General features: G+C 60.2%; 16 protein-coding genes and 4 pseudogenes. 4 read left to right on the top strand and 16 right to left on the bottom strand.

All coding sequences use genetic code 11. From position 1 onward, the window contains the following. Positions 1-183: 183 nt before the first annotated feature. From ABIN98_RS27870 to ABIN98_RS27820, 11 genes and pseudogenes are all read right to left on the bottom strand, one after another. Positions 184-4,197: pseudogene (locus tag ABIN98_RS27870) on the bottom strand (VCBS domain-containing protein); the annotation flags it as partial. A gap of 190 nt (positions 4,198-4,387) precedes the next feature. Further along, a complete protein-coding gene (locus ABIN98_RS27865; RefSeq protein ID WP_346915335.1) occupies positions 4,388-4,786 on the bottom strand; it encodes a hypothetical protein in 399 nt (132 codons plus the stop codon). Positions 4,787-4,864: 78 nt separating this feature from the next. Further along, positions 4,865-5,110: pseudogene (locus ABIN98_RS27860) on the bottom strand (hypothetical protein); the annotation flags it as partial. A gap of 751 nt (positions 5,111-5,861) precedes the next feature. Next, positions 5,862-6,335: pseudogene (locus ABIN98_RS27855) on the bottom strand (VCBS domain-containing protein); the annotation flags it as partial. Continuing rightward, a pseudogene (locus ABIN98_RS27850) lies at positions 6,304-6,546 on the bottom strand (VCBS domain-containing protein); the annotation flags it as partial. The pseudogenes ABIN98_RS27850 and ABIN98_RS27855, both read right to left, overlap by 32 nt. After that, on the bottom strand, positions 6,525-7,028 hold the full coding sequence (locus tag ABIN98_RS27845; protein WP_394701647.1) for a cadherin-like domain-containing protein: 504 nt from the start codon (positions 7,026-7,028) through the stop codon (positions 6,525-6,527). The pseudogene ABIN98_RS27850 and the gene ABIN98_RS27845, both read right to left, overlap by 22 nt. Beyond that, the gene (locus tag ABIN98_RS27840; RefSeq protein ID WP_346915329.1) at positions 6,976-7,311 is read right to left on the bottom strand and encodes an Ig-like domain-containing protein; all 336 of its coding nucleotides are present in this window, start codon (positions 7,309-7,311) and stop codon (positions 6,976-6,978) included. Before ABIN98_RS27840 ends, ABIN98_RS27845 begins: the two co-directional genes overlap by 53 nt. Then, the gene (locus ABIN98_RS27835; protein ID WP_346915327.1) at positions 7,250-7,561 is read right to left on the bottom strand and encodes an Ig-like domain-containing protein; all 312 of its coding nucleotides are present in this window, start codon (positions 7,559-7,561) and stop codon (positions 7,250-7,252) included. The genes ABIN98_RS27840 and ABIN98_RS27835 overlap by 62 nt, the downstream gene beginning before the upstream one ends. After that, the gene (locus ABIN98_RS27830; protein WP_346915325.1) at positions 7,551-7,958 is read right to left on the bottom strand and encodes a cadherin-like domain-containing protein; all 408 of its coding nucleotides are present in this window, start codon (positions 7,956-7,958) and stop codon (positions 7,551-7,553) included. The genes ABIN98_RS27835 and ABIN98_RS27830 overlap by 11 nt, the downstream gene beginning before the upstream one ends. Beyond that, positions 7,900-8,439, bottom strand: coding sequence for a cadherin-like domain-containing protein (locus ABIN98_RS27825; protein WP_346915406.1), 540 nt, complete (start codon positions 8,437-8,439; stop codon positions 7,900-7,902). Before ABIN98_RS27825 ends, ABIN98_RS27830 begins: the two co-directional genes overlap by 59 nt. Positions 8,440-8,452: 13 nt before the next feature. Next, positions 8,453-8,851: an Ig-like domain-containing protein gene (locus ABIN98_RS27820; RefSeq protein WP_394701643.1), complete on the bottom strand. Its 399-nt coding sequence runs from the start codon at positions 8,849-8,851 to the stop codon at positions 8,453-8,455. Between ABIN98_RS27820 and ABIN98_RS27815 the strand changes: the two genes are divergently transcribed. Next, positions 8,817-9,230 (top strand): hypothetical protein, encoded by a 414-nt coding sequence (locus ABIN98_RS27815; protein WP_346915321.1) that lies wholly within the window; start codon positions 8,817-8,819, stop codon positions 9,228-9,230. The two genes, ABIN98_RS27820 and ABIN98_RS27815, sit on opposite strands and share 35 nt — an antisense overlap. On the opposite strand, the gene ABIN98_RS27810 is transcribed toward ABIN98_RS27815, so the two are convergent. After that, positions 9,227-10,555 (bottom strand): TolC family protein, encoded by a 1,329-nt coding sequence (locus tag ABIN98_RS27810; protein ID WP_346915319.1) that lies wholly within the window; start codon positions 10,553-10,555, stop codon positions 9,227-9,229. The genes ABIN98_RS27815 and ABIN98_RS27810 overlap by 4 nt on opposite strands. Before the next feature lie 399 nt (positions 10,556-10,954). On the opposite strand from ABIN98_RS27810, the gene ABIN98_RS27805 reads away from it, so the two are divergent. Then, a complete protein-coding gene (locus ABIN98_RS27805; RefSeq protein WP_346915317.1) occupies positions 10,955-12,292 on the top strand; it encodes an MFS transporter in 1,338 nt (445 codons plus the stop codon). Here the strand turns inward: ABIN98_RS27805 and ABIN98_RS27800 are convergent. Next, positions 12,289-13,224, bottom strand: a complete 936-nt coding sequence (locus tag ABIN98_RS27800; RefSeq protein WP_346915315.1) for a LysR family transcriptional regulator — start codon at positions 13,222-13,224, stop codon at positions 12,289-12,291. The two genes, ABIN98_RS27805 and ABIN98_RS27800, sit on opposite strands and share 4 nt — an antisense overlap. 430 nt (positions 13,225-13,654) lie before the next feature. Beyond that, on the bottom strand, positions 13,655-14,176 hold the full coding sequence (locus ABIN98_RS27795) for a flavin reductase family protein (RefSeq protein WP_346915313.1): 522 nt from the start codon (positions 14,174-14,176) through the stop codon (positions 13,655-13,657). Between the two features lie 113 nt (positions 14,177-14,289). Here ABIN98_RS27795 and ABIN98_RS27790 point away from each other — a divergent pair, with 113 nt between their 5' ends. Beyond that, complete coding sequence (locus tag ABIN98_RS27790) at positions 14,290-15,219, top strand: LysR family transcriptional regulator (RefSeq protein ID WP_346915311.1); 930 nt, start codon at positions 14,290-14,292, stop codon at positions 15,217-15,219. Positions 15,220-15,234: 15 nt separating this feature from the next. Here ABIN98_RS27790 and ABIN98_RS27785 read toward each other — a convergent pair whose 3' ends face one another. Beyond that, positions 15,235-16,551, bottom strand: a complete 1,317-nt coding sequence (locus ABIN98_RS27785; protein ID WP_346915309.1) for a TRAP transporter large permease — start codon at positions 16,549-16,551, stop codon at positions 15,235-15,237. Between the two features lie 47 nt (positions 16,552-16,598). Next, positions 16,599-17,093, bottom strand: coding sequence for a TRAP transporter small permease (locus ABIN98_RS27780; protein ID WP_346915307.1), 495 nt, complete (start codon positions 17,091-17,093; stop codon positions 16,599-16,601). Positions 17,094-17,316: 223 nt separating this feature from the next. Here ABIN98_RS27780 and ABIN98_RS27775 point away from each other — a divergent pair, with 223 nt between their 5' ends. Then, entirely contained in the window at positions 17,317-18,399 is a 1,083-nt protein-coding gene (locus ABIN98_RS27775; protein WP_346915305.1) for a C4-dicarboxylate TRAP transporter substrate-binding protein, read from the top strand. Positions 18,400-18,414 lie beyond the last annotated feature (15 nt).

The following is an 18,414-nucleotide window of genomic DNA, read 5'->3' as shown; positions in this document are numbered from 1 at the left end:
GAGCGAACCGATCACGATATCCGCCAGACCGTCATTGTTGACGTCGGCGAAGCGGGCCAGCACCTGGCTCAAATCGCCCATTTCGGCAAGTTGCGGCAGGTCGAAGGACGTGTAGACCGGCACGCCGTTGACGTCGTTGCCCTGGTTGAGGAGCAGCCGGCCCTCGGAAACGATCAGAAGGTCGACATCGCCGTCGCCATCGACATCCCCCGCTTGGATCGCCTCGCCGAAGATCGGGTTCCCGGAAAAGGTGCCAATGGTGTGCGCGGTGAAAGCGCCGGTTCCGTCGCCGAGATAGACTTCCACCCCGGCACCGAAACCGCGTGCGGCGACAAAGTCGAGATGACCGTCACCATTAAAATCGCCCGTCGCCAAACCGTAGACGCCGGCGGACGCCGAGATGAGCGAGGTCATGGAGTAGTTTATGCCGGTGGCGGCGGTCGAATTGAGTACGGCCAAAACGGAATCGGTCGCTGCGCCACCGCCGGCGACCACCAGGTCGTCCGTTCCGTCCTCGTTGAAGTCCCCGGCAATCAGGCTGCCATCGGCAGAGCGAACGCTGACCGAATAGGCGGATAAAAGGATGCCGTTTCCTAATATATCGTAGTCCGGTGTGAAGATTTGCAGTTGACCATTATAGGGATCAAGCACAGCCAGTTCCGTATAGCCGACATCATTCGCATTCAGAGCGATAACCGAGGTCGCCGATGGTAGAATATACTCATAGGCTTGAGTGAACTCGGTCAGCGCCCCGCCATTGTTGACCCAAATGTAGCTAAGGGTGCTTCTTAAAGCGAGGATATCCAGGTCGCCGTCGCCATCGAAATCGACAAACTGGACCCCTAAGTGGGCGGAAAACCCCAGTCCCGAATAGGCAAACGAGGGAGATGCCGCCCCGTCGCTCAGGTAAACTCTGGCCCCGCCGTAGGCCGGGGTGACCGAAAAGCCAATATCGTCGAAACCGTCGCCGTTGACGTCGCCAACGGTTAGAGTCTCTAGATGCTCGGCCCAAACGACCGGTTGATAGGCGTAATTCAGGCCGCTGGTCACCGAAATGGTCGGTGCCTCGTTGGGAGCGTCATCGGCACCGTTGATCGTGATCGTGACCGTCTCGCTCGCCGTGCCGTCCTTGGAGGCGACGGTGAACGTTTCGGTCAGATGCTGACCGGAGTTGAGCGCCTGAACGCTGGCGTTCGCATTGTCCAGGTTATAGGTCCAGACACCGGCTGCCGTGATCGAGAAGGTGCCGTAGGTGCCGGCCGTGTTCGTCTGGGCGACGACCTGGTTCTCGCCGGTATCCGGATCGGTGACGATCAAGGTGCCGGTCTCCGTCAGCGTGCCGTCCTCAGTGACCGAACCGGAGGTGTCGCCGGTGATCGTGGCGGCATCATTGTCGGCCTGGATCAAAACACGGAGTGAGGCGCTGGTGCTGCCGCCGTCACCGTCTGTCAGGGTGTAGACCAGGTCGTGGACAGGGGACGGATTGTCGGACGAGTTGGAATAGTTGAGCTTTTCGATGAGCGTTTCGACCGCCGCCGGTGTGGCGTTGGCATTGAAGCTCACGACCAGATCGTTGCCGTTGTTGCCGCCGGTGAAGGTGGCGATCGCGACGCCTCCGTAGGTGACGGTGTTGCCGGAAATGCCGATCTGTCCCGCCCCGGTGCCAACGTTGCGGGCGTAGACGGTGTCCTCTCCCGATACGAGACCGGAAATCGTCAATGTGCCGCCATTGAAATCGGCAGAGTCGCTGTCGCTGACCGTTACATACGGATCAAGATGGATGCCGCCGTTATTCGCATTGGTCTCCGTGAAGGCCGTCATGGGGCCAACACCGGCCAGGGTCGGTGCGTCATTGACTGCCGTCACGTCGATGGAAATTGTTGCGGCGGCTGTGGTGACGATGCCATCGCTGGCAGTGAACTGGAAAGAGGCCTGGCCGGAGAAGTCCGCGTCAGGCGAAAAGGTGAAGGCCCCCGTGTTGACGTCGAAGCTTGTCACAGTGCCACCGATTGCGGAGTTGGAGACCAGCGCAAAGGTCAAACTGTCGCCGTCGGCGTCTGTCCCGGTGACCATGCCGGTGAGCTCGGTATCCTCGTCGGTTGAAAGTGCCTGCGCCGTGGCAACGGGGGCTGCATTCAGATCCGTCAGGGTGATATCAACCGTCTCGCTCCCCGTCGCACCTTGATGGTCTGCCACCGTTATCGTCAGCGTTCGGCTCTCGGTCGGTGTACCTGACGATGTGTTGAAAAAGGTGAGGTTCTCGATCAGCGCATCCACGCCGGCATCTGTCACGTCTGCGTTGAACGAAATAACGAGGTCCGTGCTGCCGCTGCCGCCCGTGAAGGTGCCGATGACAGTACCTTCGTAGGTAACCTGCGCGCCGGAAACCCCGATCTGTCCGGATCCCGTTCCTTCGTTACGGATGGAGATGACATCCTCGCCCTGGATAAAGCCCGATACAGTCATGCTGCCGTTAGCCATGCCGCGGGTGCCGAGATCGGTGAAGGTGACATCCGCATCGATGACCTGGGCCGCGCTGGTTGCATCGGCAGACGAAAATTCAACGTCATCCAGTCCTGTCAGTTCTGGCGGAACATTGACGGCAACATAGGTGAAAGGCTCGTTGCTCTGGAGCCCGTCGACATTTTCGACCTGGAAATAGACGGGTCTGGTGTTGTGGCTGTCGTTCTCGGTCGGGTCGGCGCTGGAACTGAAGTAGGTCACCTGGCGCAGGACGGTCTGATAGGTTGCCGCGTCCGCGATGCCGGTCAGGGAGAGTAGGCCTGATCCGGCATTGTAGCTTGCGGAAATGCCGGTACCGACGAGGACGGCGGCATCGATGGTAAGCTCATCTCCGGAGTCATGCATGCCAATCCGGGCCGTTGCGCTTGCGATCTGCGCCAGGCTCGAAATCGTCAGACTGCTGGGCACCATGACCGGATCGTCACCGACCGTGAAAAAAGCAAAATCGACGCCGACCAAAACCTCTGGCCGGTCCGACACCTTCACGGCGATATCCTGGGTGTCGATCCCGCCCTGGCCATCGTCCACCTGAACCTGCACGTCATAGATGTTGTCCGCGCCCGCATCGCTCGGGTTTGCATAGTCTGGCGTCGACAGGAAGCTCAGCGCACCGGTCGATGTGTCGATCGTGAAGACGGCCTGGTCGGCGCCGCCGGAGAACGAATAGGTCAGCGTGTCGCCGTCGATATCGGTCGCCGTCACCGTGGCAACGCCGGTCGAGCTGTCGTCGATGGTGAGGCTTGCCGAGGTTCCGCCGCCGCCGAACGTGATCACCGGCGGCGTGTTGTCGTCCGCACCGGCGACGACGAGCGTTGCCGTATTGGCCGTCGTTGCCGTCCCGTCGCTGACGTCATAGTTGACCGTCACCGTCCGGCTGTGGCCGCTGTTCAGAGCAGCTCCGAACTGGTCCGGATCGATGGAAATCGTGCCGTTGCCATTGTCGGTAAAGGCGACTGCACCGCCCAGATTATCGGTAACGGTGATATTGATAGCCGAAAGGGGGTTGCCGTCCAGGTCCGATTGCCCGGCCAGAAGATCGATGGTCTGGACCGCGGCATCTTCGCTGACTGTGCCGGCATCGATAGCGGAGACCACCGGCGCGTCGTTGACCGCATTGACGGTGATGGAGACGGTGTCGGTTGCCGTAGAATACCCGGTGGTGCCGCCGTTGGTTGTGGTGTCCCAGTAGGAACCGTTGGCGCCGCTGGAGATGTCCCAGGCACGAATGGTCAGCCCGTCCGCGACCGTGCCGCTGTATCCGGCATCGGGAACGAAGGCGAGCCGGGCGCTGGAATTCAACGTCAGCGCGTTGCTATCCGAAACGGCCCCGAGAACCGTCCAGCTCGCGCCGTTATTGACCGAATAATGCCAGGTGCCGTGGCTGGTGTTGGCCCCGGTGATCGCGATGCCGTAGACGAAGCTGTCGTCGGTGACGTTGTCGAGACCGCCGGCGTAGCCGGCCGGATCGACGAGTTCGGAGACGAGCGTACCTGCTCCCTGAGCCGGAAGCGTAGCGTCTTCCAGAACCGAAATCGACAGATCCACGCTGGCATCAAGCACCGGCGCATCATTCAAGCCACGAACCGACAAGGCCAGCAAATTGGAGGAATTTTCCCCGTTGTCGCCCGTCAGCCGGTAATAGATATTGAGCCCAAGCGACTGGCCGTCCCACATGGAATTCCAACCGGTTCCAAGGAGCGTGACAGTCAGATGGTTGTCGGGGGTAACCGTCACTTGCACGTCGCTGGCGGTCAGGCCGTAGCTGTTCGTGCCAAGGGTGATCTTCCACACAGATATCGTGTTCGCCGCCCCGGCGTCCATGTCGAGTGTGTCGTTACCGAGCACGTTGAAGGTCTTGGATACGTCATCCTCTGTAATCGTGCCGGTGCCGGTGTCCATGGAGGCGGCAGCTGACCGCGACCTGATAGGTGACCGTGAGCGTCTGGCCGTTTGCCAGGAAGTCGAGATCCGCGGCGGCCGGGTCCCAGCTCCAGCCGAGCGACTGGGCGGATCCGTCGGCGGAGACGCTGCCGTCAAACGAGAGCCTGCCGGTTCCAAGGGCTGCCAGAAGGGTTGCCTCCTGGGCGGCGCTGAGCGCGCCGCCGCTCCACACAAGCGTCGGAGCGCCATTGATGGAGGCGGTCAGGGTGTCGCCGGTATCGGCATCGGACACGGTCAGGTTTCCGGTCAGCGGGCCGATGTCCTGTGCGGAGGCGTCGCCTGCCTCATCGACCGCGGACGGCGATCCCGTTGCGGACAGCACCGGTGCGTCGTTGACCGCATCGATTGTGACGGGGGCGTCGTTGGTCCCGGTAACAGTGAAGGTGAGCGGCTGGGTAGCCGTCGTCTGTGTGCCATCGCTGACCGCGACCTGATAGGTGACCGTGAGCGTCTGGCCGTTTGCCAGGAAGTCGAGATCCGCGGCGGCCGGGTCCCAGCTCCAGCCGAGCGACTGGGCGGATCCGTCGGCGGAGACCGTCAACGCTGCCGTCAAACGAGAGCCTGCCGGTTCCAAGGGCTGCCAGAAGGGTTGCCTCCTGGGCGGCGCTGAGCGCGCCGCCGCTCCACACAAGCGTCGGAGCGCCATTGATGGAGGCGGTCAGGGTGTCGCCGGTATCGGCATCGGACACGGTCAGGTTTCCGGTCAGCGGGCCGATGTCCTGTGCGGAGGCGTCGCCTGCCTCATCGACCGCGGACGGCGATCCCGTTGCGGACAGCACCGGTGCGTCGTTGACCGCATCGATTGTGACGGAAACGGTGTCGGTTTCCGCCGAATATCCAGTGGTTCCGCCGTTGTTGGTCGTGTCCCAATAACTGCCATTGGCGCCGCCTGAGCCGTCCCAGGCGCGGATCGTAAGGCCGCCGGAGACGGTGCCGCTGTAGCCGTCATCGGGAACGTAGGCGACACGGGCATTCGGGCGCAGCGTCAGCGCATGCGCGTCGGAGACACTTGATAGCGCGGTCCAGTTGGCACCGTCGTTGGTGGAGTAGTACCAGGTGCCATGGTCGGTGTTGGCGCCAGTGATGGCGATCCCGGTTACGAAGCTGTCGTCGGTAACGTTGTCGAGACCGCCGCCGCCGACCCGGTCCACCAGGTCGGAGACGAGCGTGCCTTCGCCCACGCCCGGAAGCCCTGCATTCTCGGAAACGGAGATCGACAGGTCCACACTGGCGTCGAGCACCGGTGCGTCGTTGCGGCCCTGGACCGTCAGGCTCAGCTGGTTGCCAGCGAATTCCCCGTTGTCGCCGTTCAGGCGGTACTGGACCGTGAGCGGGATGGTAATTCCGTTCGGCAGGGCATCCCAGCCGGAGCCGACCAATTCGACCGTCAACTGGTTGTCGGCCGTGACGGTGACCTGCACATCGCTCGCGGTGAGCCCGTAGTTGTTGGCCCCGAGCGTGATGTTGCCGACCGTGACCGTATTCAGCGCACCGGCATCCAGATCGAGGATGTCGTTGCCAAGGACGTTGAAGGTCGTCGGGCCGTCGTCTTCGGTCAGCGTGCCGGTATCCATGTAGGCGACCGGAGCGTCGTTGGAGCCGGCAATGGTGAAGGTGAGGGGCTGTGTGGTGGTTGTTTGCGTTCCGTCGCCCACCGCCACGTCGTAAGTGACCGTGAGCGTCTGACCTGCTGCCAGGAAATCGAGGTCGGCGGCGGCCGGGTCCCAACTCCAGCCGAGCGCACTGGGCGGATCCGTCGGCGGATGCGCTTCCGTCGAAAGAGAGCCTGCCGGTTCCAAGGGCTGCGAGCAGGGTTGCCTCCTGGGCGGCGCTGAGGGTTCCCCCGCTCCAAGCGAGCGTCGGAGCACCATTTATAGAGGCGGTCAGCGTGTCGCCCACATCGGAATCGGAGACCGTCAGGTTGCCGGTCAGCGCGTCGATGTCCTGGGTGGAGGCGTCGCCTGCCTCATCGACGGCGGACGGCGTTCCTGTTGCGGATAACACCGGCGCGTCATTGGCAGGGGTAACGGTGACAGTGACGGTCTCGGTTGACCCGCCGTTCAGCGTGTAGGTGAAGCTGGTCGAACCGTTGAAGTCGGCATCCGGCGTGAAGCTGACATTGGCGCCGCCGTGTGACGATGGTAACCGTGCCGCCGGTTGGTTGGTGTGACCGACTGGATGGCGATCAGGCCGCCGTCGGTGTCCGTATCGTTGGCCAGCACATCGAAAACGGTCGCGCCGCTGTCCTCGTCGACGGTGAAGTTGTCGGCCACGGCGACCGGGGCATCGTCGGTCGCGCCCACAGAAAGATAGACCGTGCCCGTGTCGACGGCGGTTCCGTCAGAGACCGAGTAGGTGAAACTGTCTGAACCGTTGAAGTCCGGGGCCGGGATATAGGTAAAGGAGCCATTGGCATCGATCGTCACCGATCCGCCCCCGGCGGTGGCGAAGGTGCCGGCGGTGACAGTCAGTGTATCGCCGTCGATATCGCCGTCGGCCCCGGCGCCGTTATCAACCAGCACGTTGCCGGTGATTGGGAGTGTCCTCAGAGCCGGAGAAAGCATCATCGGTTGCGACCGGCGCGTCGTTGGCGGGCGTGACGGTGACGGAGACGGTCTCGGTGGCACCGCCGTTCAGGGTGTAGGTGAAGCTGGTGGAGCCGTTGAAGTCGGCATCCGGCGTGAAGCTGACGTTGGCGCCACCGTTGACGATGGTCACCGTGCCGCCCGTGGGCTGGGTGACCGACTGGATGGCGATCAGAGGCCGCCGTCGGTGTCGGGTGTCGTTAGCCAGCACATCGAAAACGGTCGCGCCGCTGTCCTCGTCGACGGTAAAGCTGTCGGCCACGGCGACCGGGGCATCGTCGGTCGCGCCGATGGTGAGGCTGACCGTAGCCGGTATCGGTGGTGGTGCCGTCGGAGACTGTGTAGGTAAAGCTGTCCGACCCGTTGAAGTCAGCGGCAGGAGTATAGGTGAAGGCGCCATTGGCGTCGATCGTCACCGATCCGCCCTCGGCGGTGGCGAAGGTGCCGGCGGTGACAGTCAGTGTATCGCCGTCGATATCGCGGTCGGCCCCGGCTCCGTTATCAACCAGCACGTTGCCGGTGATCTGGGTGTCCTCGGACCCGGAGAAGGCATCGTTCGCCCGCCACCGGCGCATCGTTTACCGGATCGACGGTGATGTCGATAGTGACGGTGTCGGTTCCGCCATTTCCATCGGAGATCTCGACATCGAAGCTGTCGGAGCCGTTGAAGTCGGCGTCGGGCGTGTAGGTGTACTGGCTGCCGTTGAAGGAGACCGAGCCATGGGCCGGGGCGCCTCCGGTCGCCAGCGAATAGGTCAGGCTGTCGCCGTCGAGATCAGTGGCCGAGACCGTACCGATAATTGCGGTGTCTTCATCGCCCGAGGCCGATCCGTTTGTGCCAACCGGCGCGTCATTGACCGGATCGACGGTGATGTCGATGGTGACCGTATCGGTGCCCGCCGTTTCCATCGGAGATCTCGACATCGAAGCTGTCGGAGCCGTTGAAGTCGGCATCGGGCGTGTAGGTGTACTGGCTGCCGTTGAAGGACACGGAGCCATGGTCCGGAGCGCCGCCGGCGGCAAGCGCATAGGTCAGGCTGTCGCCGTCGACATCGGAGGCTGCAACAATGCCGGTGATGGCCGTATCTTCGTCGCCGGATGCGGCGCCGTTTGTACCGACCGGCGCGTCGTTGGCGGGATTGACGGTGATGTCTATGGTGACCGTATCGGTGCCGCCGTTTCCATCAGAGATCACAACATCGAAACTGTCGGAGCCGTTGAAGTCGGTATTGGGCGTGTAGGTGTATTGGCTGCCGTTGAAAGCGACCGAACCATGGGCCGGGGCGGCGCCGGTGGCGAGCGCATAACTCAGGTTGTCGCCGTCGACATCGGAAGCGGTGACGGTGCCGATGATGGCCGTGTCTTCATCACCTAAGGCCGACCCGTTTATGCCGACCGGCGCGTCATTCGCGCCTTCGATTGTAACCGTCGCGGGTCGGCGTGGAAGATGCCCCGTTTGAATCCGTGACCGTGTAGGTGAAGCTGTCGGTCGCTGTCTGTCCTGCTCCGAGGCTTTCGAAGGCGCCGTTGGTTTCGTAAGAGAATTTGCCATCGCCGTTGTGGGTGACCAGGCCGGCTGTTCCGGTCGTGTCGATCGAGAAGCTGTGCGTGTCGGCGGTATCCGCGTCGGTGTAAAGCGCCGACAACGAGATCGCGGTACCGTTTCTCGCTGACCAGTCCGGAAATAGCTTCCGCCAATGGCGCGGAATTCGTCGTTGTTTGTGTTTCGTTCTGTTGCGGTGCGGACGGGGTAATGGAACGTTGGCCTTGTCCGCCGTCCGTTTTGTCGAGACCGGTTTCAATGCCCATTTCGAAGCTGTTTACGGAAGACCTGCCGCCGGTCTGGCTGGCGCCAGAAAACAGGCGGGCGAGATCGAGGCCGCCGCCATCGGTTTCGCCGTTATTGCCCAAAGCCGAAGTCTGGATGTCTCCAAACGCAGGGGCAAGAGCTTCGAGCTGCTCGGCGGTAATGCCTTCGAGGACGACGACGCCGTCAGTGAACGTGAGCGTAAGCCGGCCGTTCTGCCATTGAAGATCGGTGAGGCCGCTGATGCTCTCGACGCCGATCACACTGCCTTCGGGGATCGCATAGGTTCCGTTCAAACTCAGGGACAGGCGCTCGGTTTCACCGTTGCTGTTGGTAATGTTCAAAACAAGCGTCATGGAAATGAGCTCCCTTAACCGGCCGTGGGGATCGTGCCCATGGCCGCGAGTAACTGAAATGCGCTGAGAAGATTGTTGTAACGCGCGTCAATTTCCGCCTTTTCGGCGTCGTACTGCTGCGACAGCACAAAGAAGAAATCGAGAAGTTCGCGTTTGCCGGCGTCGAATTGTCCCTGGTAATCGGACAGGATCTGGCGGCTCTTGTTTCGCCGTTGCGCCACGAGCGCGTAGGATTCCGATGCGATCTGCCAGCCGGCCCAGGCATCGAGAACCTGACGGCGCACCTTCATCTGGATCTCGCGCTCCTCGTCGGTCGCGGCATCCAGACGGTATTCCGCGGAGCGGGTGCGGTAGTGTTCCCCTCCGCCGGTGGCGAACTTGTAGGTCAGGCGCACGCCGCCGAAGACGGAATGAGTCCGCCCTTCGACATCGTTCAGGTCCTGGCCGAGCTCGGCACGTCCAACGAGGTCGACCTTGGGAAACAAATCGGACCGGGCAGACCCGTAAAGCCCTTTCTGTTTCCGGATTTCGGATGCCGCCGCCTTGAGTGCGGGGTGGGATGTCGTGCCAAGCTGGAGGGCTGACGTTGCCGATTTCGGCAGGTGGAGATTTTTCAGGGACACGCCAGCAAGGCGATTTGGCTTGTAGCCTACGACTTCCATGAATTGCGCGCCGGCCAGTTGGTTCTGGGTGCGCGCGGCGACGGCCGCAAGGGCTGCCTCGAGTTGCTGCGCCTGGCCCAACGTTACTTGTGCCCGCAGACCGCTGTCGGCAGCTGCTCTCTGATTGAGCTTGGCAAGAACGCCGTCGACCTGCGCCTTGTAACGGTTCGCGGCCGCGGCGATCTCGCTGGTGCGCAGAACATCCAGATAGACCGTTGCCGCATCCAGGCCCACGCGGACCTGGCGGGTTTCGATTTCGAACCCGGCGACGTCGCGCGCCGCATCCGCGGCCGCGACTCTGTTTTTCGTCTGGAACCCGTCGAAGAGGGGCTGGGAAAGGGTTACCCCCAGATCGGCCGTCGAGCCGTTGCTGCCTTCCGACTCATTGCGTTCACGGAACCCTGCATTGCCTTCAAGGGCAACCGTTGGGAAATAACCGGAAAAAGCCTCTTTGCGATCTGCGTCCGCGGCCTTTGCCAGCTTGTCGGCGCCAGTCACCGCAGGGTGCGACTTTTGGGCGGAGGAAATAACCTGGAATATGGTCTCAGCATGAACTGGCTGAATTAAAGACAGGCCGAAAGCAATCACGAGCAAGGAGAACGCTTTGCTGGTAACGAACGACTTTATCGGGCGATGTAGAAGGCTACGGCTGCATTTAATATATGTTGCATACAACAACATAACTCGAAGACTCCCCGGGATGGACTGGCAACGTAGCGCCTAGCTATCGTCACGGGGGGAACGCAAACAATTGCAATAATTAGAATACGATATATTCACGATAAGAATGTATTAACTTTTTCACGGCGGAAAGAGGAAGGAAAAAATTAAATAAATCAGATAATTAAAACGTCACTGGTGGAAATATCGATGCTGGATGGCTATAGCTCAGCCTATCGGTTCTTTCGTTATATGGTAAATGATGAAACTAGTGCGCAGCCTTATGTAGCTGACGATAGCCGGTCCGGATGTTTGATCCGGCAGGGCAGGTAAATGTGAACGGAAGTCTATCCGTCGAAATTTTGAAAAACGTGACAAGCAAGAGTTTGTAAACGTTCCGACGGGGGGAGCAAACGGAGAATGGCGGACGAGACTATTCCGCACGGAGATCGATCGCAGGTAACAGCGGTCCGGTCAGGATTAATGCCGACCAGGAAGAAGCACAGCCACTCTCCAACGCACATGTTGCTGGTACTGACGGCGATTCTGGCCGTCAATCAGCTGGATCGCCATGTTCTGAATATCAGCCTGGACGCGATCGGTCAGGAATTCAGCTTGTCCGATACGCAGCTGGGGCTCTTGTCCGGATTGTTCTTCACGGTCGTCTATGTGTTGTTCGGATTTCCGATCGCGAGACTTGCGGCGAAGTTTAACAGACGAAACATCGTTGCTGCATCCGCTTTTGTGTGGAGTTCTCTGACCATTGTGACGGGTGCGGCCCAGTCTTTCATTCAGCTTGCCCTGCTGCGTGTCGGTGTCGGAATTGGGGAGGCCGGCGCCGTGAGCCCCTCACAAGCCATCATCTCGGATCTCTATCCCGAAGATCGCAGGACAACGGCGATGGGGATCTATATGGCGGGCTCGACAATCGGGATCCTGTTCGCCTTTTTGATCGGCGGTATCGTGGGACAGGTTTATGGATGGCGTTGGACATTCGTCATCGCAGGATTGCCCGGGATCGCCCTTGCCATAATTCTGCGTTTTGTGACCAGCGAGCCGGCGAGAACAGAAACTGCCCCCGATCCGAGTGTGGTGAAAACGCTCTTCAGGTCGACGGTGAAACGTGTATGGACCGACCGTGTCTTGCTCCACATTTTCATCGGGTTTGCAATTTCCGGGATTGTAACTTTCGGCGCCCTGACCTGGTATGCCACCTATATCATCCGCTTTCACGGATTAAGTCAGGCGCAGACAGGCATCTTTCTGGCTTTTTCTGTCGGAATTGTCGGCACGGTCGGCAGTGTTCTGGCGGGCAGGTTTGCGGATTACCTGGGGTTGTCGGGTCCGCACCGGCGGATCTATGTCGTTATAATCGGATTGCTTGCGGCAAAACCGTTCGCGCTGACATTTCTGCTTGCCGACAACAGCGTTGTGGCGCTTTCCGCACTTGTAATCGCGACCTTCTTCGCGAACACGATTTCCGGACCGACCTTTGCGCTCATTCACAATCGCTTCGAAAATGAAATGCGTCCGATGGCGACAGTTGTCTATCTGTTCGCCTTCAACATGATCGGGTTGGGGTTTGGGCCCGCTCTGGTCGGGCTGGTGAGCGATACGCTGATGGCGGATGCCGGAAACCGGTCTTTGGCGTATGCGCTCGTCTTCGTACAGATTGCCGGGATCTGGGGGGCGTGGCATTTCTGGAGGGCCACAAGACTAATGGTGTGGGCGAAAAAAACGCCTGAAAACCGGAACTAGTTTGCCGGTGTGTGTTCTGGCGCGGACCCGGAATATATCTCAGTCATTCTTTCCCTGAGCCATTTGTGATGAGGTTCATCGGTGTTGCTGCTTTTCCAGGTCATGTAGAACATCTGTTCATCGGGTACAGAGAAGGGCAACGGCAGAATTTGAAGTGGATAAAACTCCGCAATGGCTTTGGCGAATTTGGATGGGACCATCGCGATCAGGTCCGTAGACGCCACAATGTTCGGAAATGAGGAAAATCTCGGGACCGAATAAACAACATTGCGGCGTATGTTCAGGCGTTCCAGAACCTCGACTATGCGGGCGCGGCCCCAGACATCCGAAAAAATGGCGACATGGCCAAGTTTGGAAAATACGTCCTTGGTAATTGCTCCATCGATGTCCGGGTGGCCCTTTCGGGCGATCAGAACGGCTTTGACTGGACCCAGGGGCTCGCAGACAGCATCATTGACTTGCGATTGGTAATCGGCGACGACCAGTTCGATCGACCCGTCGTTCAGTTTTTGCCGCAGCATCTTGCCGTCGGCCGCCGGCAGGATTTCAAAGAAGATGTTGCCGCTGGATTGAACCTCTCGCATCAGCGTCGGCATGATGATCGGCTCGAACAGGTCCAGCATCGCTATCCGGAAATGGCGCTTGTCGACCGTGGGATCAAAACTCTCCGCCTGCGATATGCCGCCTTCGATCAGTATGAGCGCCTGACGAACGGAATCGATCAGCTGCATAGCCCTGACTGTCGGCTTGATACCGCGTCCTTCGCGGACGAATAAGGGATCGCCGATACTGTCCCTCAATCGGGCCAGTGAGTTTGAAATTGTCGGCTGGCTGACACCAAGCTTGCGCGCTGCGGACGTGATGTTTCCTGAGGAATAGATAGCCTCAAATACGACAAGGAGATTGAGGTCGATATTGCGAAGCGCGTTCAAAATTCGGATCCATTAAATCAACGAGGATTTTCACTTGCTACATTACATGCGGTGAGAATTGCAAAAAATTGCGATCCCGGCAGCTTGGACTGGCCGGTTTTTTAATCGATCGGAAAATCTTCAATGGGAGTTGGCTGGGGAACCTGGATTCAAGCCAAGCCAATAAATCGAGAGAATGCCGATGTGGTGCCTGGCATGGAAGAATCGGCTTGGTGAAAATCTGTCTCGGGAATTGTTCCTCGGTCCTGTGGCGAAGTCTGGTGCGCAAGACCGACAAGCTCAAAGCCTGTTTGTTTCTTTTTGTTACGGCAGTCGCGGATTTTGACCTGATTGGGGTCTGAAAAGGAGGCCGTGGGCCGACTCGGTCCGATGTAAAAAACAAACCATGACATCGGTACGGAATAAAGATTTTGCAATCTGTCGGTAGGTCTCAAATTCGACCGTCAAATCCGCGCAGTATTCCCCGATGAAAAAGGAGCGGCATGGCATCTGACGCCTGGAGCCTCATGACGCGGCCGATGATGATCGTATGATCGCCGCCCTCGACGCGGTCGTGAGTCATGCATTCCAGATGGGCGGCGGCTCCCGTGAGCTGCGGTATGCCGTTGAGGCCTGGCTCGAAATCGACACCGGCGAACTTGTCTTCAGACGGCCGACTGAACTGCAGGCACAGTTCGTGTTGATGTTCGCTCAGGATGTTGACGACGAAACTGCCGTTCGCATGGAAGGCGTCATAGCTCGGGGCTTTCCTGGCGATGCTCCACAGAACCAGCGGCGGGTCCATCGAGACGGAATTGAACGAATTGATGGTCATGCCGACCGGCCGGCCGTTCGCGCTTAGTGTGGTGACAATCGCGACGCCGGTCGCAAAACATCCGAGCGTGTTGCGCAGGTCCGCCGGATCGATGAAAGGGGCGTCGTCCGCCGCCAAAGACGCTTCGGCAGATTTCATGGCCATCTTTTTCCTGTTTCCGTCCGTAATCTATGCATTAGACACTAGACAGGCGTATGCTTCAGGACAAATTATAATACTTGTAATTTATGATCAGAAACGCTGATGGAAAAATGAAGCTCCAGCATCTTCGCACCTTTGTCGCCGTCTATGAGGAAGCAACCTTCACCGCAGCCGCCGCACGGGAGAATGCCACCCAGTCGGGCCTGAGCATGCAGATCAAGGAACTGGAGCAGAGCCTCGGGTCCAGCCTGTTCATTCGCTCGCGCTCCGGTGTCGAACCGACCGCGGCGGGGAAGCGTCTTTACGGCCATGCCGTCGATATCCTGAAAAGCGTCAGCGCCGCCCGCCGGGATGTGGAAGCGCTGTCGGGAACCGTGTCCGGCCAGATCAAGGTCGGCTTGATGCCGACCTTCACCCGGGCGGTGCTCGGACCGACGCTCAAGGCCTTTGCAGCCGACTTTCCGGAGGTCACGGTCCGGGTGGCCGAGGCCTTTAGCGCAGTTCTGCTGCGCGATGTCGCCAGGGGCGCGCTGGACTTTGCCGTCGTTCCCTCCGGCCAGCTGGAACCGGGCCTGAATGCCCGGCATCTGGCGTCCGACATGGAGCTTTTCGTGACCGGTCCGAAGGTGGGCCCGCCTCATCTGGAGCCGGTGGCGCTGACGAAATTGAAGGGCTTGAAGCTGGTGTTGCCGGGACCGGAAAATGCCCGGCGGGCAAAGATCGACACCTACATCAACGCCTATGGCCTCGACGTCACGGCGATCATGGAGCTGGACACCATGTTCGGCACGCTGGAGCTTGTCGCCAATTCGGACTGGTCGACGATCGCGCCCGCGATCCTGTGTTATCCGGATCTCGACGGTGAAACCCGCGCATTGCATCCGATCACGGAACCGGCCATGCCGCTGGACTATCTTCTGGTCTCTTCCAGCACCCGGGCGCTCAGCCAGGTGGCCAGCCTGTTTGCCGACGAACTGACCCGCCAGACGGAACACATGATCGCCGACTGCCACCGACGCTTGCGCGTCGGTGGCTTGTGACGTCGAAAAGTCCGGCTACATCATCTGTTCGGGCAGCCAGCTGGCGAGGCCGGGGAAGACCAGAACGGTGACAGCCACCAGAATGATCAGGATCCAGTAGGGGATTGAGCCGGCGAAAATCTCGCCGAGCCTGACCGTCGGATCGGGCACGGCCGCCTTCACCGTGAACACCAGCAGCCCGAAGGGCGGGGTGAGCAACCCGGCCTCGATCACCAGGATGCCGAAGATGGCAAAGGCGAGCGGGTTCAGCCCCATGGCATCGGCCATCGGCGCGAAGATCGGCACGGTCAGCAGAATGATGGAGATGGAATCGACGAACATGCCCAGCACCAGCCAGGCGGCGATAATCATCGCGACGATCACCACCGGGTTGTCGCTGACGTTGTAGAAGACGCCCTGGATAATGTTCACGGCGCCGGCCATGGCGAGGAACCGTGAATACATGGAGGCCGTGATCAGCAGGATCATGATCGGGGCCGTTGTCTTGCCGGCACTATAGATCGCATCAAGGAATTGCCGCCCGCGCATGCCTTTCACCCAGCCGACGATGGCGGCGCCGACAGCGCCGAAACCGGCGGCCTCGGTCGGCGTCAGGAAGCCGAACCAGATGCCGCCGATGACCAGCACGATCAGGAACAGGATCGACAGCCCGCCGGTCAGCTCGCTGCGGAGCTCCTCGGGTGTGGGTTTCGTTTCGGACTGCGCCGGGGCGGACGGAGCGGTCGACGGCGACACGATGGCGGCGCCGATGCAGTAAAGACAGAAGGCAAGGGCCAGCAGCAGACCGGGCAGGAGGCCTGCGATGAACAGCGCGCCGACCGATTCCTCGGTCAGGATCGCCCAGACGATCAGCAGGATGCTTGGCGGAATCAGCATGCCGAGGCAGGCGCTGCCGGCAACGACACCGAGTGAGAAGGTGCGCTTGTAGCCGAGCGTTACCATTTCCGGATAGGCAAGGCGCGAGAACGTCGCTGCCGCCGCGATCGAAACCCCGGTAATTGCAGCGAAGATGGCGTTGCCGACGACGGTCGCGATGGCAAGCCGGCCGGGCAGGCGGTGCAGGGCGCGGTTGCAGAGGGAGTAAAGATCGCGGGCCGCGCCGGAGCGGCTGACGAAGTCGCCCATCAGGACGAACAGCGGAATGACAATGAAGATGTCCTTGCGCAGGGCTTCATAGGCTGTGTTGCCGAGCAGCGAGAGGGCGATATCCGCGCTTCCGAGCATCATATAGACGCCGATCGCGCTCACGACCCCCAGGGCAACGGCGACATGGACGCCAAGGACCACCAACAGGACGAGCAGTCCAAGCTCCATGAAAATCAGAGTTTCCACTTCTTCCCCCTCCCGGGACGAATGTCGTTGTTATTTGAATTTTGCGGTTACACGTCGCGCAGGCCGTCGTCCGCCGTCAGGGTGCCGAACCAGTTGACGATGAACATGGTGAGATAGGCGAAGGCCGCGAAGGCCGATGTTGCGATCATCAGGAAGCGCACCGGCCAGGTGTAGATTCGGAGGGATCCTTCGCCCTCGTATTCGCCGATTCGCACCGCCTCCATCGCCGGGTGCCAGGACGCCTTGACCAGGGCGATGAACAGGGCAGCGCCGAGTAGGAAAACGCCGGAGCGGATCAGCTTGAGGAGGAGCGGTGACAGATGTTGGCTGAACATCGTCGTCTTCAGCATCGAGCCTGTGTAGATCGCCAGCGGCAGCTGCAGGAAAGTGACCGCGATCACCGAGTTCTGCAGGATCTCCTTGGTGCCTTCCAGCGGGTGGTTGAACAGCACACGGCCGAACACATCCACCAGAATCACCAAAGCCAGAATGAACACCCAAACTGATGAAACCACGTGGATGGCACGCGCCAGTCGAACCATCTGGCGATTTGCACTTCCCAGGATCAAAACGTCGTCCCCCCTTTTGCCACCGCTCCCCACGCGGCGCCGAATTCTGACTGTAGCCTATTCCAGAGTGGAAATTCCCGCAATTGCTATTTAGCGATCGATAATTTATGTTGGGTCCACTTTTGAACTGGCGGGAGTTTGGACGGCGCTGAGGTGGGCGGCGTCCGGCCGGTCAGAGGTTGTTGGGAGGACACAGATGAGAATTTCCAGTTTCCCCGGGAAGATCCTCGGGGTCGCCACGATCGTGGCATCGATTTGCGCAGGCAGCGCGGTATCCGCGGACAGCTTCACGCTCCGGATCGCGTCCGGTCACCCGAAGGGACCGGCCCCTTACGTAACCGCCATGTCCGAGTTCTTCGTCAAGGAGGTCAAGCGCCGGGTTGCCGAAGAGACCAGTCACAAGGTCGAATTCATCGAGGCCTACGGCGGTTCGATTGCCGGTGTGGCCGAAACGCTTGAGCTGGTTCAGAGCGGCGTCATCGATTTTGGCGGCTATTGTGTGTGCTTCGAGCCCGCAAAGCTGTTTCTGCACAATTTCCCCTATTACGAGCCGTTCGGGCCACAGAGCTCGACGGATGCCATCAAGGCGGCCCGCATGGTCTATGACGAGGTTCCGTGGCTGAGCGAGGTCATGGAAAAGGACTATGGCCAGAAGCTGCTCGGCCTCGGTGCCTGGGACAACTATCACCTTGGCACCAAGATGGAATGGAACAAGGTGGAGGACCTGAAGGGGGTCAAGATCGGCGGTGCCGGTCCGAACCTGCCATGGCTGGAATACGCAGGCGCCATCCCGGTCCAGTCGACGCTGCCGGAAGGCTACATGGCCATGAAGACCGGCGTTTATGACGGCTGGCTGATGACGCCGGCGGGTTACAACGGCTTCAAGTACTACGAACCGTCGCCCTACTACACGCTGATCGGTTTCGGCGCGATGCCGGTGGTGGCGCTGACGGTCAATGTCGCCAAGCTGAACTCCCTGCCGGAAGACGTTCAGAAGATCATCATCGAAGTCGGCCGTGCCTGGGAAGACCAGAACGGCGCGATGATGGACCAGAGCCAGGCGAAGGGGCTGGCGGCACTGGAGGAAAACGGTGCCTTCATCAAGAAGCTGCCGGAGGAGACCCGCAAGGCCTGGGCCGAAAGCCTGGCTGCCTTCCCGGCCAAGGAGGCCAAGGAGGCCGAAAGCCGCAGCATGCCGGGTATCGAAGTCATGAACGCCTATATCAAGGCGTCGGAGAAACTCGGCCACACCTGGCTGGTGCAATACAAGGTCGACTGACAATCCTTCCTTCAG

The sequence above is a fragment of the uncultured Roseibium sp. genome (assembly GCF_963675095.2).
GTDB lineage: Bacteria > Pseudomonadota > Alphaproteobacteria > Rhizobiales > Stappiaceae > Roseibium.
The sequence above is the reverse complement of the archived record's forward strand: the minus strand, read 5'-3'. Positions and strand labels throughout refer to the sequence as shown.